The sequence below is a fragment of the Pseudorhodoplanes sp. genome, from assembly GCF_046289595.1.
Taxonomy (GTDB): Bacteria; Pseudomonadota; Alphaproteobacteria; order Rhizobiales; family Xanthobacteraceae; genus Pseudorhodoplanes.
In genome coordinates this window covers 1-20628 of sequence record NZ_JBKBVB010000010.1, presented here as the reverse complement: position 1 = coordinate 20628, position 20628 = coordinate 1, and the positions used below count along the sequence as shown (strand labels likewise).

The following is a 20628-nucleotide window of genomic DNA, read 5'->3' as shown; positions in this document are numbered from 1 at the left end:
CTTTCCCGGATCGAATTGCGTATACCATCCCTCACAGCGGCTGCCACATGGCGTATTCAGGTGCCCCTTTTCTATGACCGAGCCTCAGCCCCACATCCCGGACGACGACGCAGCCTTTCGCGCGCGCATGATCGACTCTGCGGTCCGGACTCTGGATGCCGAGGCGGAAGGAATAGCCGCGCTCTCCGCCGCCTTGCGCGACGGCCTTGGGCGTGCGCTCAATGCTGCAATCGAATTGATCCGCACTGCGCACAAGGATGAAGCCGCGCGCGGCCGGCTGATCGTCACCGGGATGGGAAAGTCGGGGCATGTCGCGCGCAAGCTCGCCGCGACCTTCGCCTCCACTGGAACGCCTGCCTTTTTCGTACACCCAAGCGAAGCCAGTCATGGCGATCTCGGCATGATACAGGACGAAGACGTCGTCCTCGCGTTGTCCTGGTCCGGCGAAACCGCCGAGCTCAAAAATATCATCGACTATGCCAAGCGCCGCAACATCGCCCTGATCGGGATGACGTCGGACGCAAGTTCCACGCTCGGGCGCGCGGCTGACGTCGTACTTGCACTCCCGCAGGCGCGCGAAGCCTGCCCGCACAATCTAGCACCCACCACGTCGTCGCTAATGCAGCTTGCGCTCGGCGATGCGCTCGCCATTGCGCTGCTCGACAGCCGCGGCTTCTCGGCGCAGCAATTCCATGTGCTGCATCCGGGCGGACGCCTCGGGGCGCTTCTGAAATTTGCCCGCGATGTGATGCGCACCGGCGACGCCATGCCGGTGGCGAAAACCGGCTCGCGCATGGCCGAAGCCGTGGTCGAAATGTCCTCCAAGGGTCTCGGCTGTATCGGTATCGTCGATGCGCATGGGCAATTATGCGGCATCATCACCGACGGCGACCTGCGCCGCTGGATCGAACGCCACGGCCTCACCGATGCGACCGTTGACGAGATCATGACGCGCAACCCGAAGTCCTGCAGGCCCGACCAGCTGGTCAGCGAAGTGATCGAGGCTCTCAACTCCTCTAAAATCACCGCGATGTTCGTGGTCGAGGGCAACCGGCCGGCCGGCGTGGTGCATCTGCACGATCTTCTGCGCATCGGCGTTGCCTGACGCGCCAAAATGAACGTCCTGCTTGAGCCGTTCCGGCAGCCGACAATGGCCGGACTGACAATTGTCGTCTGCGCCGCCGCGCTGTCCGCTCTGCTGATCCTGGGGCTGCGCCCGCTGCTCGTGCGCTACGCCATGGCGCGGCCGAACGCGCGGTCCTCGCACAAGAAGCCGACGCCGCAGGGTGGGGGTATCGCGGTGATCGCGGCCTTTATTGTTGTCGCAAGCCTGGGGCTGTTGGCGACAGGCGTATGGCCGGCACAGACTGGCTCGGCGATCCTTGCTGTTTTAGGAGCGACCATCCTTATCGCGATCCTCGGCGCGGTTGACGACATCCGGCCGATCGAGGTCGCGCCGCGCCTGCTGATCCAGTTGTTCGCGGTTGGCATCGTGATTGCAGTTCTGCCGGCGGAATTTCAGATGACGCCGTTTCTACCCTGGTGGCTGGAGCGAATCATTTTGATTCTCGCCGGCGTCTGGTTTGTGAACCTCGTCAACTTTATGGACGGGCTCGACTGGATGACGGTTGCGCAATTCGTTCCGCTGACCGCAGGTCTCGTGCTTCTCGGAGTCATGGGGGCGATGCCGCCTTTCGCGGTCGTCTGCGCTCTGGCGCTGCTCGGCGCATTGATCGGCTTTGCCCCGTTCAATCGTCCCGTGGCGCGGCTGTTTCTCGGCGATGTCGGCAGCCTGCCGCTCGGACTGGTCGGCGGCTGGCTGCTGGCGCTGCTCGCCGACAAGGGTCACCTGGTCGCGGCACTCCTCCTACCCCTTTACTACCTGATGGATGCAACCATCACACTGGTCCGCCGCCTCGGCCGCGGCGAAAAAATCTGGCAGGCGCACCGCTCTCATTTTTACCAGCGCGCGACCGATAACGGTTTTACGGTTCCGCAAGTTGTTGCTCATGTCTTTGCGGTCAATATCGCACTGATCATCCTTGCTGCATTGTGTGTGCGATACAATACTCCGGCCGTCGAGATCCCAGCGCTCGCGGCGGGCATTGCGATGGTGGGCCTTATGTTGATGCGATTTTCCCGGAAACAGACCTGATGCGGGTGCTGGTGACCGGCGCGAGCGGTTTCGTCGGGCGCGCATTGACCCAAAGTCTGTCGCGCGCGGGCTTTCACGTGCGTGCGGCGGCACGCGACCGCTCGAAGATTCCGCCGGCCGAATTTGTCGAAGCGGTCCAATTGCCCGACCTGTCGCGGCCGGTCGATTGGCGGCCGCTGCTCGCCGATGTCGATGTGGTCGTGCATCTGGCCGGGATCGCGCATCTGTCGGCAAGAATCCCGGAGCAGACCTACGACCGCGTCAACCGCCTCGCGACCAAGGAACTGGCGCTGCACGCCTCGCTTGCACCCAATGTCCGGCGCCTCGTCTTCGTATCGTCCATCCGCGCCCAGACCGGCCCCGTCGCCGAGGGCGTGCTCACCGAGGACAGCATCCCGCAACCGACCGATGCCTATGGCCGCTCGAAACTTGCTGCCGAAGCCTTCGTGCGCGGTTACGGCGTGCCCTGGACGATCCTGCGGCCTGTCGTGATCTATGGCAAAGAAGCGCGCGCGAATGTCGGCCAGCTGGTTCGCGCGTCCCGCTTGCCCTTGCCGCTTCCATTCGGCGCATTCAGGGCCAAGCGCTCGCTGCTGGCAATGGAGAATATGCTGTCGGCGATCCAATTCGTTCTGGAACACCCGGCAACCGCCAATCAAACCTATATCGTAGCCGATCCGTTGCCGGTTTCTGTCGCCGAAATGATCGCCACGCTGCGAGAGGCACGAGGCAAATCGCCAAAGCTCGTTGCCGTTCCGCAGAGCTGGGTCGGCGCAGCGATGCGCGGGCTCGGCAGAGCCGAGGCTTATGACCGGATCGGCAATGCGCTGGTCGCCGATATCGCCAAGCTGCGCGAGGCCGGCTGGCGGCCGCCGACCGATACGCGGCATGCGCTGGCGCGCCTGGTGCGCCGATAACCGGCCAGCAAATCCCGGTTACGCCGCCTCGCCCTTGAAGTCGGGAACGGCGTCGCGCAACACGCGATAGATGGTCGAGCGGTCCTCGCGCATGAGCCCCTGTTCGAGCGTGGCAAGCCAGGCCCGCATGGTGTCAAGCGACGGCGACAAGGGGCGGGCTGCAACCACGCCGGCAATGCCGATCTCGACCGTCGGCTCCTCCCGCGCGAACAGGATTTCATGCAGCCGCTCGCCGCGCCGGATGCCGGTGAAGGTGACGTCGATGTCGCGCCCGGGTTCGAGTCCGGACAGCCGGATGATGCGCTCTGCGAGCTCCACGATCTTCACTGGCTGACCCATATTCAGCACATAGACCGCCACGTCCGACCGCTCCGGCCCAAGCGCATGCGTTGCTGCCGTCACGACAAGGTCGCAGGCCTCGCGGATGGTCATGAAGTAGCGCACCATGTCGGGATGCGTGACCGTGACCGGGCCGCCGGCCTCGATCTGCGCCTTGAATTTCGGCACCACCGACCCGTTCGAAGCCAGCACATTGCCGAAGCGCACGGCGATCAGCCGCATCGGCGTTTTGCCGGCCTCGGCCTTGCGGGCGAATTGCTGGTCCAGCGCCTGGCAATACATCTCGGCAAAGCGCTTGGTGGCGCCGAGCACCGAAACCGGCTCGATCGCCTTGTCGGTCGAGATCATCACCATCGCCGCGGCACCGGAGGCAGCGGCCGCGTCGGCGACATTGACCGAGCCGAACACGTTGGTTTTCACCCCCTCGCCCCAGTCCTGCTCCAGGAGCGGCACATGCTTGAGCGCTGCGGAATGGAACACGATATCGGGCTTGAAATCGGCCATGAGCCGCATGATGCGCTCGCGGTCGCGGATGTCGGCAAGGCGCCCCGTGATCTCGGCTTTCGCGTTCTTTCCGGCAAGCGTCTCCAGCACGGCATGCAGCGCAGGCTCGGAATTCTCGATCACGAGAAGGCGTGCGGCGCCGAATGTTACGACGCGATCGCAGATTTCCGCGCCGATCGAGCCGCCGCCGCCGGTGACGACGATGGCGCGGCCCTTCACGAAATTTTCCAGCCGCCGGTAGTCGATCTTGACGCTCGGCCGCAACAGCAAGTCCTCGACATTGACCGGCGCGAGGCGAAGCGCCTCGACGCTGTCATCGAGCGAGGGCAGCCGGCTCGTGGTGAGTCCGAGCCTGCGCGCGCGCATCAGCAGCGTGTCGGTCGCAATTTCGGGCTCGAAGGCCGAGGGCGTCAGCACCACGCGACGCACATTCGTCCCGCGCTGCGCCAGGTCCGAAACAACGCCCTCGAGGTCTTCGAAATTGCCGCGCACCTGAATGCCGCGGATCGATTGCCCCCTGTCTGCCGGCGAGTGCGACAGAATGCCGACCGGCCAGGTTTTCTTCACCGCGCCGCTTTCGATCGCGCGGATCAGCACCTCGGCGTCGGCGGCGCGGCCAAGGATCAGGGTCGGTGCAGAATCGTTGCGGATCGCTTTGCTGCGCGCGCGCGAATAGCGGAAATAGCGATAGGCGACACGCGGGCCGCCCAGAAGAAACATCTGCAGCAGCCAGTAGATCAGGATTGTGGCCTTGCCGAAGAAAAAGCTGCCGTAAACATTCGGCGCGACCATGATGTAGTCGACCACCAGCAGCGTCAGCGCAATTACGGTCGCGGATCGGAAGATGTTCCAAAGGTCCGGCAGCGAGGCGAAACGCCACTTGGCATCGTCCAGATGGAAGAAGTGATAGACGATACCAGCGTAGATCATCACCGCTGGCATCATCAGCCACAGCAAGTCGAGCCGCACCGACAGCCGCTGCTCCTCGAAGCGGATGTAGAATGCGGCCAGAAGGGCCACGGCCGTCATCACCAGATCGTGCAGGACGATCAGGGTCTTGCGGGTGGTCATGGTGCGGAAATTTGGCATCGGCAGGCTGTCCGGGTCACGGACTGAATAGCGGCGTTTGCGGCGCGGCGCCACCCCGATCCCCCGCCGGCGCGCCGGTCGAGAGCGCCATGTCCAGCGCCGAAATCACAGTCTCGGCAGACATCTGGTCGAGGCAAAGGCTGTGGCTCTGCACGTTCCGGAGGCAGCCCTCGAGACCGCATGGCATGCCCGGCAGCGGGTTTTGGACCACAATGACGTTGCCGCGGCGCTGCACGGATCCCCGCTCCTCAAAGGGCTCGGCGATAAGCCCTCCCGCCGGCCAGGGCGCCCACCGGCGCGGATCGGTGGGGCCGAACAGCGCCACCGTCGGGCACCCCGCCGCCGCCGCCAGATGGGTGACCGACGTGTCCGGACCGAGAAAGACCTCGGCCCCGGCAATGAGCGTTGCAAGTTCCGGCCAGGACAGCGCACCATCGAGCCTGCGAATATCGATCGCATCCCAAATCGTGTCGAGATAGGCCTTCTCCGCCGCGCTGGGGCCTCCAGTCGCAACCAGCGTGAGTCCACGGGCGCAAAGATGTTGCGCGGCCGCCCGCCAGCCGGCCGCATGCCATTGCTTGTAGCGGAAGAAAGGCGCCGCATGCAGGATCGCATAGGGCCCGTCAGGTGCGGCCGCGACCCGTTCCGCGCGCGGCGCGACGACCTCTGCGACCGGGTCGATGCCGATCAGTTTCGCGAGTTCAAGCGTTTCCGCGACCCGGTGCAAGTCCTCGCGCATTGGCATGCGCCGGTGCAGGAACATGCCCTTGATCCTGCCGATCGCGCGACCCTCGGTAACGCCGACACGGGTCTTTCCGGCGACGATCGCGAAGAAGGAAGGCCGGTCGCCGGCCTGGGTGGTGATCGAAAGGTCATAGTGGCGGAACAATTGCCGCGCCAGCGCGACGCTCTCGGCCGCGCTCGGACGTGGCGGAGAGGAGATCACGGCGTCGATATCGGGATTTCCGTCAAGGATTGCAGCCGTATCCGAGAAAACCAGCATTTCGATCCGTGCGTCGGGAAAGGCGCGGCGCAGGCTGCGGGTGAGCGGCGTCGTCAAGAGCACATCACCGAGCCGCCGCAGCGCCACCACCAGGATGCGCGGGCGCGGCGGCAGATCGAGCCGCTTCGTCACGTCTTGACCGCGGCCCGCCGAACGCCAAGCCGCGCTTCTTCGCGTTGTCCGAGCATCATTGCGCCGGCCACCCCGACGCCGAACATGTAGATGAAGGCCTGCGCGAAATCGAACAGGTGATTGTTGAACAGCGATCCGATGACATTTTGCGCGACGACCGCAAGGCCGATCCAGCCGGCAAGGCCGCCTGGGCGGAACAGAAGCGCATGAGAGAGCCACATCGCATACAGAAGCAGGATGCCGGCAAAGCCGAGCTGAATGCCGACGGTCAGCGTCTGGTTATGCGGATTGGTGGTCGGCGGCTTGGGTGACCCCTGCGCCTCCGCCGCGCGGATAAATCTTTCGTGGACCGAGCCCGTGCCATGGCCGATCACAGGCGCCTTGGCGACGATATCGAGCGAGATGGTCCAGAATTCATAACGTTGCCCCGCCGACGTCGCCACCTGGCGGGTCCGGTAGTCCTGAATCTCGGTGAAAATGCCGAACATGCGGTCCTGAATTTTCGGCGATGCCACAAAGGCCGCCGCCGCCATTGCGACGATCGCAACGCCGACCGCAAGCGAGACCGCACGGCGGCAATGCACCATGACGAGGATCACAAGCAGCGCAGGCGCGGTCACGAGCCCGGTACGGCTCGGCGCCACCAGCGTGACATTAATCAGGAACAGCGCGGCAAGCGCCCCGAGCGCCAGCGCCAAGGCCACCTTCCGTTCGCAAAGACGCAGATAGACCAGATAGATCAACCCGACGGCGCAGAGGATGAATTCCTGACTCTGCACAATATAGTCGCGAACCGGAACGCCATAGCTGGTCGAGCCCTTGGTCAGCGGCTTCATGCCTGTCAGCGCCATCATGAAGGACAAGAGCAGCACGATCGAACACGACAGCACAAATCCGACGAAGACATAATGCGCCCGCGGCGAGTGGCGGAACTGCACCAACAGAACCGGTATGACCAGCAGTTTTGCGAACGAGGCAAAGCCGTTGAACCGGCCTGACCAATCGACGCCGGACGCCCAGGCCATACCCGCAAAGGACAGTGCAACCAATGCCACCGGCAGCCAGGCCGCCGGATACTTCATGACGTTGCGCCATTCGTCCGGTTCGCTCGAGGGAATGAACACGACGAGCCAGGCGACGACCAGGATATAGCTCACCGAGGTCGACCACGGAATCGCGGCGACCGCTGCAACCGCAAGCCAATCGGCGGCAATCCGCCATTGCACGCGTTCGAAGCGCGCCCTCATACCGGAACCTGCGGGCGGGCTGTCGTCGCCATCGCCGACAAACCGGATTGCGCGACAATGCGGCCCCCGGTGCGAACGTCATCCAGCTTCTTGTCGTTATCCGGCAGCCAGGAGCGGTCGGCCGAGGGATGCCACAGATGCAGGACTCCGGTCGCAAACACACCATCCTTGCGGCGCACCCCCGCATGTAAAAGCCGCACGAGAAGGTCGGAATCTTCCCGCCCCCAACCCTGATAGGCGCAGTCGAAACCATCGACCCGATCGAGGTCGCGACGCCAGACCGCGAGATTGCAGGACCGCGCGCCGCGCCAGGCGCGAAACCGCAATTTGCGCAGCGGTCCAAGCGGCAGCCGCATCAGCGGCACCGTGCGGTTGATGCCGCCACGACTTCGCTCGCGCGCCCATTGGCGATAGGTCCAGTGCTCTGCATCGAGCCCTTCTCGCAGCACCGTTTGCGTGAGCGCTTCCGACATCAAGATGCGATTTCCGGTGACGAACCATCCCGGTTCGGAAAGGCGGCGATGGGTTTCCACAAAGCTCGGGCGCGCGATGCAATCGCCATCAAGAAAGATGCAATAGACTCCGCCGCTGGCCAGTATCGCGCGGTTGCGGATTTCGGCGGCACGAAAGCCGCGGTGCTCTTGCCAGACATGCTTCAACGGCCTGCCGAATTTTGGAACCCATGTCGCGATCAGCCGTGCCGTGGCTTCGCCCGAACCGTCGTCGGCGACGATGACCTCGAAATCCCGGTCGGTCTGCGCGGCAAGCGAACGCAGCACCGCGTCGAGGGCATCCTCGCGGTTCCAGGTTGTGACGATCACCGAGATCAGATCAGCCACGGCTTCGTCCCTTCAGCCATGCTTTCATGTAGCGATAATAGGTTCCCTCAGCATTCGCGACCGCCAGCAGAAAGCCCTCGCGTCCATCGAGGAAGCCGAGCCGGATAAAGTAGGTCTGCACGAATGTCCACCAGCCGCGGACGATCCCCGTGAAAAACCAGACGCGCCGGCCCGATTGGACGATCATTTCCGCGCGAGCGGTGGAATAGCGGTCCATCCGCGACAGTGAATCTTCGAGACGCAACACCGGGTGATGAATCAGTGGTTCCTTCAGCCGGCCCACGGGACCGTCAAATACGACGCGCTCATGCACAAGATCGTCCGAAAAGCGCGCCAGGCCGCGGCGAAACAAGCGGAGCACATAATCGGGATACCAGCCGGAATGGCGCATCGGCCGGCCGCAGAATGTCGAAAGACGCGGCATTTCGTAGGCATTCGACAAGCCCTCCGTGATGGCTTGGCGAACTTCGCGCGCCAGCGTTTCGCTGACCCGCTCGTCGGCATCGATGGACAGCACCCATTCACCGGTTGCGAGCGAAAGCGCGAGATTTTTCTGCGGGCCGAAACCACGCCATTCCGTTGCAACTGTGACCTTCGCGCCCTTTGCGGCCGCAAGCGCCGCGGTGCCATCCTCGCTGCCGCCGTCGACCACAATCCGCTCGTCGCAGAATGCGAGGCTATCGAGGCAGGCCTCGATATTGCGGGCTTCGTTTCTGGCGATGACGATCGCGGAAAGGCGCACGGTCATCGCACCGCATCCTCGCGCCGAAAGCGGATACGGTCGCGCAGGCGACGCTTTGTGTCGCGGAACATCCTGAAGGGAAGCGCGAGATAATACTTGCGAAAAATCTGCCAGCGGCCGAGCACATCCATCGCCGGCGCATCGCCGCGCGGGACATACCAGCCGTTCAGGCCCGTGCGGCGCATCAGGGTATAGCCCGCCGCGGTCATGAAGCGATGCTTGGCCAGATTGCCGACATGGTCTTCGAGCAATACCAGCCGCGGTTTCCAGCGTGCAAAGTCGAATCCACTGAGCACGTCCAGCTCGTGGCCCTCGACATCGACCGACACCAGGTCGATCGGCGCAACCGCACCCCCGTCCTCCAGCACCTCGTCCAGGGTCCGCACCTTTACGTCGATCATACGATCGGCGCGCATGCCGGTGACGGCGAGGTTGGGGTCGAACGATGAGAATGCGCCTGCCACATGCAGCGTCATTGTCTTTCCGGCGCGGTCGGGCGACGAACAGGCCACCTCGAACACTTTTGCTGTGCGCTGGCGCCTGAGCTTGTCTGCAAGATCGGGCAACGGCTCGACCAGGATTCCGGTCCAGCCGGCCTGTTCGAGATGGAAACTCTGCGAGTCCTTCTTCGGATCGTTGGCGCCGACCTCGACGAAAAAGCCGGCGGTCCGGTTGCCGAAAAATTCACGCACCAGCGCGGGTTCGAGCTCGGGCTTGAAAACAGCGGGCACGGTGCGATCCATCCGGCCGGGTCAGCTCTTCACCGTCGAACGCGAGCGGCGGACAATGTCGCTGGTCGAATGACCGGGCAGGAGATCGACCAGCAGCACCTCGCCGCCATAGGCGTCCACGATGTCGTGGCCGACCACCTGCTCGCGCGTGTAATCCGCGCCCTTGATCAGAACGCTCGGGCGCACCCTTTCGATCAGGTTGCGCGGGGTGTCCTCCTCGAAGACGACCACGAGATCGACCGCCTCCAGCGCGGCCAGCACCTCGGCCCGCGCCTGGACTTTCTGCACCGGACGCTCCGGGCCTTTCAGGCGGGAAACCGACGCATCGCTGTTCAGTCCGACGACCAGCCGGTCGCAGGCCGCCCGCGCCTGCGCCATCAGCCGGACGTGGCCGGGATGCAGGATGTCGAAACAGCCATTGGTGAAGCCGATGCGCAGTCCCTGCTTGCGCCAAACGGCAAGCCGCGCGTCAAGCTCCTGCCAGTCGAACAAGATCTTGTCCTCGGCAGCCAGCGTCGCGGACGGCAGGATGCGGTGACGCAATTCCGCAAGCGACACCGTCGCGGTGCCGCGCTTGCCGACCACGACCGCCGCGCCTGCATTGGCCGCCCGCATCGCCGCCTCATAGTCCGCCCCCAGCCCGAGCATGGCTGCAAGCACCGCGATCACCGTATCACCCGCGCCCGAAACGTCGCCGATTTTCACCGCATAGGCCGGCACATGAACCGGCGCAGCTGAGCGCGTCACCAGCGTCATGCCCTCATCGCTGCGGGTGACCAATACGGCATCGCAATCGAGGATATTGCGCAGTTCTTCGGCCGCATCCGCCACTTCAGTATCGCCGTGCGCATCACGACGCACCGCTTCGGCCAATTCCTTGCGGTTCGGCGTGACCATCGTCGCGCCGCGATAAATGGTGTAATCGTTGCCCTTGGGATCGACCACCACCGGCTTGCCCGCGGCGACTGCGGCATCGATCACCCCCCGGATCAAGCCAGGCGTCAGCACACCCTTGGCATAATCCGAGAGCACAACCGCATCGACGCCGGACAACGCGGCAAGGGCAGCATCGAGCAGCGACGTCTCGGCTCTGGCATCGGCGGGCCGCGCTTCTTCCCAATCGGCGCGCAGAAGATGCGTTGCATAATGTTCGGAGACGAACCGGACCTTGCGCGTCGTCGGTCGCGATCCGTCGACGACGAGCGACGTCGCAATGCGGGGCTCCGCGGCGAGCGCAGCTTTCAGCGTGCGTCCGGCATCGTCTTCGCCGACCAGCCCGACAAAGACGCAATGCGCACCGAGACCTGCAATATTCCGCGCAACATTGCCCGCGCCGCCGATCACCATTTCGCTGCGCCGCACGGCGATTACCGGGGCCGGCGCTTCCGGCGAGATGCGGGCAACCTCGCCATAGACGAAATCGTCCAGCATCAGATCGCCGACGCACAGCACGGTGACACCGGACAGTCGCGACAGGTTCTGGTCGAAATCGAACATCAGCGATACCGGTCTTCGCGATCGAGATAGTGCGAGACGTAGCGACCCACCGCCTCCTGGAGCGGCGTAAAGCCGGCGTTATAGCCGGCTGCCCGCAGCTTCCCGATCTCGCTCTGCGTGAAATATTGATACTGGCCGCGAATCGATTGCGGCATATCGATATATTCAATCTTCGGTGGGCGCGAGAGCGCCGCAAACATTGCCTCGATCATTTCGCGAAAGCTGCGCGCCTGACCGGTGCCAACATTGAACAGACCGGACACGCGCGGGCTGTCCAAGAGCCATCGCACCACGGCGACAACGTCGTCGACATAGATGAAATCGCGGCGCTGGTCGCCATCGGCGATGCCCTCCTTGTGCGACTTGAACAGCTTCACAGTCTGGCCCGCCTTGGCATCGTCGAAGATGCGCGCCAGAACGCTCATCATCTTGCCCTTGTGATACTCGTTCGGGCCGAAGACGTTGAAGAATTTCAGGCCCGCCCATTGCGGCGGCAACTTCTCACCGCGCGCCTTGCGGGCGATCAGGGCCTGATCGAACAAATGCTTGCTCCAGCCATACAGGTTCATCGGGCGCAGTTCGCGCAAATAATCGGGCCGGTCGTCGTCGGCAAAGCCATGCTCGCCATTGCCGTAGGTCGCTGCCGACGAGGCATAGATGAACGGTGTCTGCGTCTGCGTACACCAGTCAAGCAAAGTGAGCGAGAGCCGAAAATTGGATTGCATGACTAGATCGCCATCTGTCGCGGTCGTGTCCGAGATCGCGCCCATGTGGATGACGGCTTCGAGCTTGCGCCCCTCCAGCCACGCGCACAGATCCTGCGGCTGGACGAAATCGGCGATTTGGCGCTTGGCAAGGTTGTGCCAGCGGCCATCGGTGCCGAGACTGTCGTTGACAACGATATCGGTGCGGCCGGCCTCGTTCAGGCTCGCGACGATATTTGACCCGATAAAACCGGCCCCGCCGGTCACCAAAAGCATCGCAAATCCCGCTCCGCGGCCGTTCCGGCACCTGGGCCGTTCCTTTGCCCCACCGGACGAAACGGTGCAACTTGGGTCGAGAAATCCCGTCAATCCGGGCCGGTTCGCTGCCCTCCATCGCAAGCCGACCCGAGCAAAATTCCTCACCGGATTGGACAAGAGCCAGCAAACGGGCGTACTTGCAGTCCGGGATCGAGCAAAAAGTGAATCCCGGTTCAGTTTTCAGAGCATGCGTTCCGTCTCACAAAGCCTGACAGTTCCGGACCCTGCCGACCGGCAGGACAATCCCATTCTAATCGTCCCCTATATGTGGATCGGCGATTTCGTGCGGGTGCATTCGGCCATCCGGCTCCTGAAGCAGCGCTGGCCGCAGCGCCCGATTGACCTTCTGACCAGTTCGCTCTGCGCACCGATCCTCGATTACTTGCCGGGCGTCCGCAAAGGTATCATCGCCGATCTTCCGCGCCGCCGCCTGCCATTCTCGCAATATGCGGCGCTCGGCAAGCAATTCGCCAAAGAGCGCTACGGCACCGTGCTGGTGATGCCGCGGACCTGGAAAGCGGCGCTCGCGCCCTTCCTTGCCGGCATCCCGGAACGCACTGGTTTCGCAGGTGAATTTCGCTTTGGCCTGATCAACGACATGCGCTTCGGCGAGCGCAAGCTAGAGCGCATGATCGACTGTTTCGTTGCCCTAACCCAACCCAAAAACGCGGTATTGCCCGGCGCTTATCCCCTGCCCGAGATCGTAGTGCCTCCGGCAGAAATTGAAAACTGGTTATCCCGCAACGACTTGCGCAAAGCCGGACGCCCGGTCGTGGCCATGGCGCCAGGAGCGGTCGGGCCCGGTAAGGCCTGGCCGCCGGAAAATTACGCCGCGCTGGCCCGATCGCTGACCGCGCAGGGCGCCGATGTCTGGGTGCTCGGCGGCCCCGCGGAGGCGGCCATCGCCGCGCAAATCGTAAAGGCCGGTGGTGCAAGTGCTTACGATCTCACCGGAAACGACCTGCGCAACGCCATTGTCGCGCTGGCGGCGGCCGATCTTGCCGTCACCAACGATTCCGGGCTGATGCACATTTCCGCAGCCATCGGCACGCCGACGGTGGCCATTTTCGGCCCGACCTCTCCACGTCTCTGGGCCCCGCTCAATCCGCTGTCGGCGATTATCGAACCGCCCGGCCGCTACCCGAATATCAGGGAGCGGAGCACCACAGGCGTCACCGTGGATCGGGTTCTCGACGCCGTCCGCCGGACCCTGCCGCGCTCCTCGGCAGCCGCAAACCAGCGTTCATAATCGTAGAACCGCCGTTCCTCTGGCGTGGAGGATGCGGGAGCCTAGAATACAACCCGATGCGCGCCCTCCTGCAATGGACGGACCGATGACACCGCTGAAACCGGCCGCCTTCCTCGACCGCGACGGCGTCATCAACCGCGACGACGGCTATATCGGCACGATCGATCGCTTCCATTTCATCGACGGCGCAGCCGAGGCGATCCGCCGGCTGAACGAAGCGGGCTTCCACGTCTTCGTCATCTCGAACCAGTCCGGCGTCGCGCGCGGCCTGTTCACCGAGGACGATGTCGCGCGGCTGCACGATCACATGCGCGGCGAGCTGGCAAAGCACGGCGCGCGTATCGACGACATCCGCGTCTGTCCGTTTCATCCCGACGCGCCGCTCCCCGCCTACCGGATCGACTCCGACTGGCGCAAGCCGAAGCCCGGCATGCTGCTCGACCTGATGGAAAAATGGCCGGTCGACAAATCCGGCAGCTTCCTGATCGGAGACAAAGAGAGCGATCTGCGTGCGGCACAGATGATCGGCATTGTCGGGCATCTGTTCGAAGGCGGCAATCTCGCAGACTTCGTGGAGCGGCTGCTGATGGCTCGCAACCAGGACGTGATTGTCGCTGGCTCGTTGTCACCATTTGCCTAACGACTTGCAAAGCGGACACCGGCGTTGCCGCGGCGGTCCGCCGGGGCGGTCGAGATAGGCGCGGCGACAGGCGATTGTCCGCACTGGCAAATCCAAGCAAGCGGCCGCGCAGGGGCCACAATACTTAGCCAATCGAGAAAGTTTCTCTTGACCGGCGCCTGAAAGGCCGCCAATACTTTCCGCGATGGCTAAGTATTCGATCGATCTTGACCTCGCCTTTGCGGCACTCGCAGACCCGACCCGGCGGGCGATCGTCAGCCGCCTGTGCGAGGGACCGCAAACCGTCAGCGAATTATCCAAGCCATTCGAACTGGCGCTGCCATCGCTGCTCAAACATGTGCAGGTGCTGGAACAGAGCGGCCTCATCAGCTCCGAGAAAACCGGACGTATCCGAACCTGCAAGATCGAACCGGACGCCCTCCATGCGACCGAAGCGTGGATCCATCAGCACGTCACGGCATGGGAACAGCGTCTCGACCGTCTGGAAGCCCATATCGCGCGCATGAAAAGGAAGAAGTAAACGATGAGTCCCTCCATCAAAAGCCCCGATTCACCTTGGCGAGACTGGCCGCTCGATCGTGAGATCGTGCTGGCGCGCGTCATCGACGCCCCACGGAGCCTTGTGTACGCCGCCTGGACCGACCCCGGCCAGATTCAAGAATGGTTCGGTCCGGAAGGCTGGACAATCGAATCGAGGGAGATCAACCTGCGCCCAGGCGGGATGTGGCGCTTCGACATGGTCGCACCTGACGGCACCCGCTACGGCAACCGGATGGTGTTTCTTCGCATGGAGGCGCCGGCGCTGATCGAAATCGAGCACGGTTCGGATCGGGACGACGATCCCGGCCGGTTCCGGATGCTTGTCACCTTCGACGAACAGAGCAACGGCAAGACCGTGATCACGCTGCGGCAGATGCATCCGTCAAAGGAACAACGGAGTTCGACCATCGGCTTCGGCGCGGTCGAATATGGCGGGCAAACGCTGGACAAGCTGGCGCGCCATGTCGCGAAGCTCGGATAGCCCCGCCAACCAGGGGCCGCAAAAGAGAAAGGCCGAACCGCCTATGGTGCAAGGACGGTTCGGCCAGCGGTCGGGAATCGGCGCGCCTCAGCCTTCCGCCTTCTTGCGCCAGCCGCCGGGCGCATAGGCCTTGCGCACCGTCTCGACATAGGGCGACGGGCTGACGACGGCACGCATCGTGGTCTGCATATGCTTCTCGACCGTGGGCTTGCGCGAACCGCCATGCGGCTCGCCCCACAGGAACACGACCTCGGTGCCGGGCTCGGCGAATTCCTCTTCCATCACAGCAAGCGTCAGCATCTTGCCTTCGTTGGACGAGTAACCGATCCAGGTCGAGACGCCGACGGTCTTGCCGTCCACCATCACGCGGTCGAACGGGTGCATGCAATAAACCGCCGACGGCCAGTCCATGAACTTGGCGCGGTTGTGCTTCTGGAATTGGGTGCCGAGCACGCGGGTTACGTCCTCGTTCTCAAGCGCAAGCGTGACTTTCTTGCGGTGCGGGCCCTTGGCCTTTTTCTCCAGCGCCTCGCGGCCGATGAAGTCGTGGTCGAACTTCATGAAGCCGCCATAGGCCATGTCCCATGGCGTAAAGTAATAGTCCTCGATGTTGTCGGAATCGAAACTGCCGCCGATCGAGCACGTCGCTTCGTAGCCGTTGGCCGGCAGCCACTGGCGATAGGCCCTGGTGCCCTCCCCAGTATAGATCGCGGGCAACGGCGACGGAATCCAGCCGGACTCCAGCGCATTCGATGAGTACGCGCGGCCGCCGACCAGCCGCATCCCGTAATCCTCGCCGGCCTTGATCAGTGCCTGACGGACTTCTTCGCCCTCCTCCCAAGGACCGAACAACTCCCAGCCCGGCTGTCCGGCCATGCCGTGACGCAACGCGCGGACCTTCCGGCCGCCGATGGTCAGCTCGGTCATGTTGAAGAATTTCAGCTCTTCCGGCTTCTTGCCGATCGCCTTTTCGATCACCTTCATGGCGTTCGGGCCCTGAACCTGGAAGCGGTAGGACTTGCGCTTGCCGTCGGTGCGCAGCGCCGATCGCTGATCGAGTTCGACCTTCACGTCGTATTTGCCGGTCGCGGCGTGGAACATCACCCAGTTTAGCGCCGGCGCACGGCCGACGAGGTTGAATTTGTTTTCCGCAAGATAGAACAAAATGACGTCGCCGATGACGTAACCCTCAGGCGTCACCGGAACGAATTGCTTGGCCTTGTTCGGCTCGAAGCCCTTGTAACTGTTCATCGACAGATACGAGAGCAGCTTCAGCGCATCAGGTCCTTCGACCGCAAGATCCGCCATGTGATAGGACTGATTGAACAGCACGCAGGTGTTCTGCCAGGCCTGCTGTTCGTCACGCCAGTTGGTGTATTCGGCCGGCACACCCGGATAAACGTTCGGCCCGGTCTGCTGATTGCGCAGCAAATCGACCGGATTCTTCACGCTGTTGAGCACGTCTTCCAGAGTCTTGGCAGCCATCGACTTCTCCCTCGGCGCCGGATGTGCGGCCGGTGTCCCGGACGCCGTTATGCGCCTGTATACAATTTTCCGGGACTTCAATGGTCCAAGTCAGATGCGAATGCAACCGCGCTTGTGCTTGGGCGAAAGCCCACAGCGAAGCAAAGTCCGCGGCCGCGTCGACGAGAGTAGGGACAAATATGTGGGCGGGACGGCCGCCCACCACCCCATCATGCAGCAAGCGGCGGAACCCTTTCCGCGCGCTCTTCTGCGAGACGTTCCTCAGCACCGTAAAGGACCATCGTCTCGAAAACATAGCCGCAATCGCTGCAATTCCAGAGATGCAGAACCCGGCAGTCGTCGACCGGCTCCGACCAGACCGGACGGTCGAGTGCATGACCGCATTGAGCACAGGGTAAAGAACCGATGGTGGAAAGATGCATGCGGGACGCGACAGTCATGGCCTCTCCTCCTCGTTTTTCTTGATTGACTGTTGTCGCTTTATATTGAGCGCCTGTCCGGATGCGCAGTCAATCGATAGCCGGACGGCTTGTCATTTTTATGATGTCGGCCGCGCAACTTGTCGCATACCGACGCTTGGTTTGCGCAACGCAACATCGCGCCGGACAATTTCGTTCAATATGGAGCAGACAAAAATCGCGCCTTCAGACAGCAGGCTGGCCGGTTCTGACGGTGCGGCCAAGCACACGCCGGTAGACGGCCGCATACTTTTCGGCTTCCGCCTCGACGCTGAAATGCGTTGCAACATAGTTGCGCGCCCGCTGCCCCATCGCTGCGGCCCGGTCCGGATCGCGCATCAGCGTCTCGAGCGCGTTCGCCAGAGCCGCGGGATCGCCGGGCGGCACCAGTAGCGCGATTTGGCCTCCTGTCACCACCGATTCAGCGGCCCCAGCACGCGCGGCGACCAGCGCATTGCCGGACGCCATGGCTTCCAGAAGCGTAAGACCGAAGCCCTCGTTGCGCGAGGTGAAGGCGTAAATCAGAATGCGCCGGAACCAGAGCGGCACCTCGTCAATCGGGCGCTCGCCGAGGAAGCGGACACGGTCGGCGATCCCGGCTTCGGCGACGCGTTCTTTCAACTTCGCCTCGAAGGCTGCGTCGTCGACGGCACCGACCACCACCGCACTGAAATCCGGATAGCGCGGCAGGACGCGCGATACCGCTTCGACAAAGACGTCCGTACCCTTCTGGTGGCGCACCCGGCCGAAACATCCGATCGCGTATTTGCCCGGCAGCCCGCTGATCTGGAATTCGGCTTCGCGGCTGGTCGGCGGGTGATAGCGCGCAGTATCGACGCCGTGCAGGATCACCTCGCTCGGCACCGAGAGATAGGAGGCGGCGGGGTCGCTGGCCGCGACCACCGCGTCCATCCGCCGGACCAGCCAGCGGGTGATCCAGGTGTGATGACGTTGCGCGGCGGAGGTGAAGACCAGCTTGAGCGGCCAGCCTAACCATTTCAGTAACAGGCCCGCCATCATTTCGTTGTTGCGTCGCGCATGCCAGACAATCCGCCGCCGGCCCTTGAAAGGAAGCGCCAGAAGTTCGGACAGCCGCATGGTTTCAATACCGTCCGGCGCATCCGGCCCTAGCCAGCGCGCCGAGACCAGCCTCGCGATCCGCGGCGCGATCATGCGGTTGGTTGCGGTGACGCCGGTATAGTTCCAGTGCAGGTTCGGAATGATGACGTCGAGATCGGTCACTTGATTTGCTCCGCTCCCAGCCTGAGGAGCGAGCCAGACTCGCGTCTCGAGGGATGAGACCGAAATCGGCCTGCGTCCTTATTACCCATTTTTCACGGCCTTCGCCTATGGTGTCGCGATTCTTTTGCGGAGACATTGCTGCATGACCGTCCTGATTACCGGCGGCGCCGGCTATATCGGCAGCCACATGGTCTACGAATTGCGCGACGCCGGCGCGGACATGGTCGTGCTCGACAATCTCTCAACGGGCTTCCGCTGGGCCTTCCCCGAGGACGTGCCGTTTTACGAGGGCGACACGGGAAACTTCGACCTCGTACGATCGATCATCGACCGGCACGGAATCGAGGCGATCATCCATTTCGCCGCCTCGATCGTGGTGCCGGACTCGGTCGCGGACCCCTTGGGCTATTACAGGAACAATACCGCCAATTCCCGCACCCTGATCGAGGCTGCGGTGAAAGGCGGGGTTAAGCATTTCATCTTCTCCTCGACCGCCGCGGTCTACGGCAATCCGAAATCGGTACCGGTGCCCGAGGATGCCGCCCCAGATCCGATGTCGCCCTACGGCTCGTCCAAGCTGATGACCGAAATCATCCTGCGCGACACCGGCTTTGCGCATCCGTTGAAATACGCGGTGCTGCGCTATTTCAATGTGGCGGGCGCCGACCCGCAGATGCGCACCGGGCAATCGACACCGGCCGCGACGCATCTGATCAAGGTCGCGGTGCAGACCGCGCTCGGGTTGCGGGCGAAGATGGATGTGTTCGGCACCGATTACCCGACGCCGGACGGCACCTGCATCCGCGACTATATCCATGTCAGCGATCTGGTCCGCGCCCATTCCGACGCGCTGCGTTATCTTCGCGCTGGCGGCGGCAGCGCCACCTTCAATTGCGGCTATGGACGCGGCTTTTCCGTTTTGGAGGTGATCGACACAGTCAAGCGCGTCTCGGGGGTCGATTTCCGGGTCGAGACCGGCCCGCGCCGGCCCGGCGATCCGGCGCAGATCGTGGCGGCCTGCAACCGCGCGCGCGAGGTTCTCAACTGGACGCCCCGGTTCGACGATCTGCCGACCATTGTGGCCGATGCCCTGAAATGGGAACAGATTCTGCACGCCCGCAACAGCTGACGCCGCAAATTGCCGCGCCAAATATTGCGCGTCTCCGCGCATCAGGCGGCAAGGCTTGAAATCTCCCGCCCAAGCGGGCAGGTAGCCCCGCGGGCCGGGCAGCGGCGTCCGGCCGCACCACCCCTGGATGAAAATGGCGCCCAACGTCCTCGCCGATAACGAAAGCTCCTACAGGCTTATCCGCCGGCTGGTGACCGAATACGGCGCCAAGCACTGGAAGTCCTATGCCGTCGCCTTCGTCCTGATGGCGATCACGGCGGTCGGCACGGCTTTGATCGCCTACCTGATGGGCACCATCGTCAACAAGGCCTATGTCGACCGCAGCTTTTCCGCGATCGTCATCATCGGTCTGATCACCATCGTGATCTTCTGCACGCGCGGCGCCGCAACCTATTTCCAGGCGGTAATCCTGTCGCGGATCGGCAATTCGATCATTGCGGAAAACCAGCGCAAATTGTTCGACCGGCTGATGCGCCAGAATCTCGGTTTTTTCGCCCAACGCCACTCGTCGGAATTCCTGCATCGTCTTGCCGCCGCCTCGAATTCGGCGACGCAGGTGCTGAACCTTTTGATCACCTCGGTCGGCCGCGATTTTCTGTCGCTGGTCGGCCTCGCCACCGTGATGGTGATCCAGGATCCGGTGATGTCGATATCGGCCGCAGTGATCGCGCCGCCTGCGCTGTGGATGATCCGCAAGCTGGTGCGCCGCGTGAAAGCCGTCGCCAAGGCGCAATTCACCGGCGGCACGCGGCTGTTCGAAACCATGCAGGAAACCATCCAGGGCATCCGCATCGTCAAGGCCTTCACGCTCGAAGACCGCATGCGCAAGCGTTATTACGACAATGTCGCCGCGGTCGAACACGAAGCCAACAAGATGGCGCGGGTGTCGAACCGTTCGAGCCCGATGATGGAGGCGCTGGCGGGCGTGGCGATCGCCGCAGGCGTCATCTATGGCGGCTATCGCACCATCGAGATGAATGCGACGCCGGGCGAGTTCTTCTCTTTCATCACGGCATTTCTCCTCGCCTATGAACCAGCAAAGCGGCTGGCGCGGCTCAATCTCGAACTGAATGCCGGGCTGATCGGCGTGCGGCAATTGTTCGAGATCATCGACGCGCCGTCCACCGAAGCCGACGATGACGACAAGCCGAAACTCGTCATGGAGAACGGCCGGGTCGAATTCCAGG

At 63.2% G+C, this 20628-nt stretch carries 20 protein-coding genes; 9 read left to right on the top strand and 11 right to left on the bottom strand.

Annotation, left to right across the window (positions count from 1 at the left end):
• Window positions 1–73 precede the first annotated feature (73 nt).
• The 3 genes from ACK41X_RS04230 (at window position 74) to ACK41X_RS04220 (ending at window position 3072) form a co-directional block, all read left to right on the top strand.
• Window positions 74–1105 carry an SIS domain-containing protein gene (locus ACK41X_RS04230; RefSeq protein WP_409719593.1) on the top strand — a complete coding sequence of 344 codons (1032 nt, stop codon included), beginning with the start codon at window positions 74–76 and terminating at the stop codon, window positions 1103–1105.
• Between the two features lie 132 nt (window positions 1106–1237).
• The gene (locus ACK41X_RS04225) at window positions 1238–2155 is read left to right on the top strand and encodes an MraY family glycosyltransferase (protein ID WP_409719591.1); all 918 of its coding nucleotides are present in this window, start codon (window positions 1238–1240) and stop codon (window positions 2153–2155) included.
• A complete protein-coding gene (locus ACK41X_RS04220) occupies window positions 2155–3072 on the top strand; it encodes an NAD-dependent epimerase/dehydratase family protein (protein WP_409719589.1) in 918 nt (305 codons plus the stop codon). Before ACK41X_RS04225 ends, ACK41X_RS04220 begins: the two co-directional genes overlap by 1 nt.
• An 18-nt stretch (window positions 3073–3090) precedes the next feature.
• On the opposite strand, the gene ACK41X_RS04215 is transcribed toward ACK41X_RS04220, so the two are convergent.
• From ACK41X_RS04215 to rfaD, 8 genes are read right to left on the bottom strand one after another with little or no spacing between them, the layout of a single operon-like run.
• On the bottom strand, window positions 3091–5004 hold the full coding sequence (locus ACK41X_RS04215) for an SDR family NAD(P)-dependent oxidoreductase (RefSeq protein ID WP_409719587.1): 1914 nt from the start codon (window positions 5002–5004) through the stop codon (window positions 3091–3093).
• A gap of 16 nt (window positions 5005–5020) precedes the next feature.
• Window positions 5021–6139 carry a glycosyltransferase family 9 protein gene (locus ACK41X_RS04210; protein WP_409719585.1) on the bottom strand — a complete coding sequence of 373 codons (1119 nt, stop codon included), beginning with the start codon at window positions 6137–6139 and terminating at the stop codon, window positions 5021–5023.
• Entirely contained in the window at window positions 6136–7386 is a 1251-nt protein-coding gene (locus tag ACK41X_RS04205; RefSeq protein WP_409719583.1) for an O-antigen ligase family protein, read from the bottom strand. The genes ACK41X_RS04210 and ACK41X_RS04205 overlap by 4 nt, the downstream gene beginning before the upstream one ends.
• Complete coding sequence (locus tag ACK41X_RS04200) at window positions 7383–8225, bottom strand: glycosyltransferase family 2 protein (RefSeq protein WP_409719581.1); 843 nt, start codon at window positions 8223–8225, stop codon at window positions 7383–7385. The genes ACK41X_RS04205 and ACK41X_RS04200 overlap by 4 nt, the downstream gene beginning before the upstream one ends.
• Window positions 8218–8973, bottom strand: coding sequence for a glycosyltransferase family 2 protein (locus ACK41X_RS04195; RefSeq protein WP_409719579.1), 756 nt, complete (start codon window positions 8971–8973; stop codon window positions 8218–8220). The genes ACK41X_RS04200 and ACK41X_RS04195 overlap by 8 nt, the downstream gene beginning before the upstream one ends.
• Window positions 8970–9698, bottom strand: coding sequence for an FkbM family methyltransferase (locus ACK41X_RS04190; RefSeq protein WP_409719577.1), 729 nt, complete (start codon window positions 9696–9698; stop codon window positions 8970–8972). Before ACK41X_RS04190 ends, ACK41X_RS04195 begins: the two co-directional genes overlap by 4 nt.
• Window positions 9699–9719: 21 nt before the next feature.
• Complete coding sequence (rfaE1, locus tag ACK41X_RS04185; protein WP_409719575.1) at window positions 9720–11195, bottom strand: D-glycero-beta-D-manno-heptose-7-phosphate kinase; 1476 nt, start codon at window positions 11193–11195, stop codon at window positions 9720–9722.
• A complete protein-coding gene (gene rfaD / locus ACK41X_RS04180; protein ID WP_409719573.1) occupies window positions 11195–12175 on the bottom strand; it encodes an ADP-glyceromanno-heptose 6-epimerase in 981 nt (326 codons plus the stop codon). The genes rfaE1 and rfaD overlap by 1 nt, the downstream gene beginning before the upstream one ends.
• A 229-nt stretch (window positions 12176–12404) precedes the next feature.
• On the opposite strand from rfaD, the gene waaF reads away from it, so the two are divergent.
• From waaF to ACK41X_RS04160, 4 genes are all read left to right on the top strand, one after another.
• Window positions 12405–13466: a lipopolysaccharide heptosyltransferase II gene (gene waaF, locus ACK41X_RS04175; protein ID WP_409719571.1), complete on the top strand. Its 1062-nt coding sequence runs from the start codon at window positions 12405–12407 to the stop codon at window positions 13464–13466.
• An 85-nt stretch (window positions 13467–13551) separates the two neighbouring features.
• Complete coding sequence (locus ACK41X_RS04170; protein WP_409719569.1) at window positions 13552–14106, top strand: D-glycero-alpha-D-manno-heptose-1,7-bisphosphate 7-phosphatase; 555 nt, start codon at window positions 13552–13554, stop codon at window positions 14104–14106.
• A 184-nt stretch (window positions 14107–14290) separates the two neighbouring features.
• Window positions 14291–14626, top strand: coding sequence for an ArsR/SmtB family transcription factor (locus ACK41X_RS04165; RefSeq protein WP_409719567.1), 336 nt, complete (start codon window positions 14291–14293; stop codon window positions 14624–14626).
• A 3-nt stretch (window positions 14627–14629) separates the two neighbouring features.
• A complete protein-coding gene (locus ACK41X_RS04160) occupies window positions 14630–15127 on the top strand; it encodes an SRPBCC family protein (RefSeq protein WP_409719565.1) in 498 nt (165 codons plus the stop codon).
• A gap of 87 nt (window positions 15128–15214) precedes the next feature.
• Here ACK41X_RS04160 and desA read toward each other — a convergent pair whose 3' ends face one another.
• From desA to ACK41X_RS04145, 3 genes are all read right to left on the bottom strand, one after another.
• Window positions 15215–16612, bottom strand: coding sequence for a syringate O-demethylase (desA, locus tag ACK41X_RS04155; RefSeq protein ID WP_409719563.1), 1398 nt, complete (start codon window positions 16610–16612; stop codon window positions 15215–15217).
• 209 nt (window positions 16613–16821) lie between these two features.
• Window positions 16822–17052 carry a hypothetical protein gene (locus ACK41X_RS04150; protein WP_409719562.1) on the bottom strand — a complete coding sequence of 77 codons (231 nt, stop codon included), beginning with the start codon at window positions 17050–17052 and terminating at the stop codon, window positions 16822–16824.
• 204 nt (window positions 17053–17256) lie between these two features.
• The gene (locus ACK41X_RS04145) at window positions 17257–18312 is read right to left on the bottom strand and encodes a glycosyltransferase family 4 protein (RefSeq protein WP_409719560.1); all 1056 of its coding nucleotides are present in this window, start codon (window positions 18310–18312) and stop codon (window positions 17257–17259) included.
• A 142-nt stretch (window positions 18313–18454) separates the two neighbouring features.
• Between ACK41X_RS04145 and galE the strand changes: the two genes are divergently transcribed.
• Together galE and ACK41X_RS04135 are read left to right on the top strand one after the other, a co-directional pair.
• Window positions 18455–19441 carry a UDP-glucose 4-epimerase GalE gene (gene galE / locus ACK41X_RS04140; protein WP_409719558.1) on the top strand — a complete coding sequence of 329 codons (987 nt, stop codon included), beginning with the start codon at window positions 18455–18457 and terminating at the stop codon, window positions 19439–19441.
• A gap of 133 nt (window positions 19442–19574) precedes the next feature.
• On the top strand, window positions 19575–20628 hold a 1054-nt coding region (locus ACK41X_RS04135), incomplete at its 3' end, for an ABC transporter transmembrane domain-containing protein (RefSeq protein ID WP_409719556.1).

Bases quoted from the DNA above. Each gene is read 5' to 3' on its own strand.
- ACK41X_RS04165 (WP_409719567.1), top strand. From the start codon at position 14,291: ATGGCTAAGTATTCGATCGATCTTGACCTCGCCTTTGCGGCACTCGCA.
- ACK41X_RS04195 (WP_409719579.1), bottom strand. From the start codon at position 8,973: ATGACCGTGCGCCTTTCCGCGATCGTCATCGCCAGAAACGAAGCCCGC.
- desA (WP_409719563.1), bottom strand. From the start codon at position 16,612: ATGGCTGCCAAGACTCTGGAAGACGTGCTCAACAGCGTGAAGAATCCG.
- rfaE1 (WP_409719575.1), bottom strand. From the start codon at position 11,195: ATGTTCGATTTCGACCAGAACCTGTCGCGACTGTCCGGTGTCACCGTG.
- ACK41X_RS04160 (WP_409719565.1), top strand. From the start codon at position 14,630: ATGAGTCCCTCCATCAAAAGCCCCGATTCACCTTGGCGAGACTGGCCG.
- ACK41X_RS04150 (WP_409719562.1), bottom strand. From the start codon at position 17,052: ATGACTGTCGCGTCCCGCATGCATCTTTCCACCATCGGTTCTTTACCC.
- ACK41X_RS04220 (WP_409719589.1), top strand. From the start codon at position 2,155: ATGCGGGTGCTGGTGACCGGCGCGAGCGGTTTCGTCGGGCGCGCATTG.
- ACK41X_RS04230 (WP_409719593.1), top strand. From the start codon at position 74: ATGACCGAGCCTCAGCCCCACATCCCGGACGACGACGCAGCCTTTCGC.
- ACK41X_RS04170 (WP_409719569.1), top strand. From the start codon at position 13,552: ATGACACCGCTGAAACCGGCCGCCTTCCTCGACCGCGACGGCGTCATC.
- waaF (WP_409719571.1), top strand. From the start codon at position 12,405: ATGCGTTCCGTCTCACAAAGCCTGACAGTTCCGGACCCTGCCGACCGG.
- ACK41X_RS04225 (WP_409719591.1), top strand. From the start codon at position 1,238: ATGGCGCGGCCGAACGCGCGGTCCTCGCACAAGAAGCCGACGCCGCAG.
- ACK41X_RS04205 (WP_409719583.1), bottom strand. From the start codon at position 7,386: ATGAGGGCGCGCTTCGAACGCGTGCAATGGCGGATTGCCGCCGATTGG.
- galE (WP_409719558.1), top strand. From the start codon at position 18,455: ATGACCGTCCTGATTACCGGCGGCGCCGGCTATATCGGCAGCCACATG.
- rfaD (WP_409719573.1), bottom strand. From the start codon at position 12,175: ATGCTTTTGGTGACCGGCGGGGCCGGTTTTATCGGGTCAAATATCGTC.
- ACK41X_RS04215 (WP_409719587.1), bottom strand. From the start codon at position 5,004: ATGCCAAATTTCCGCACCATGACCACCCGCAAGACCCTGATCGTCCTG.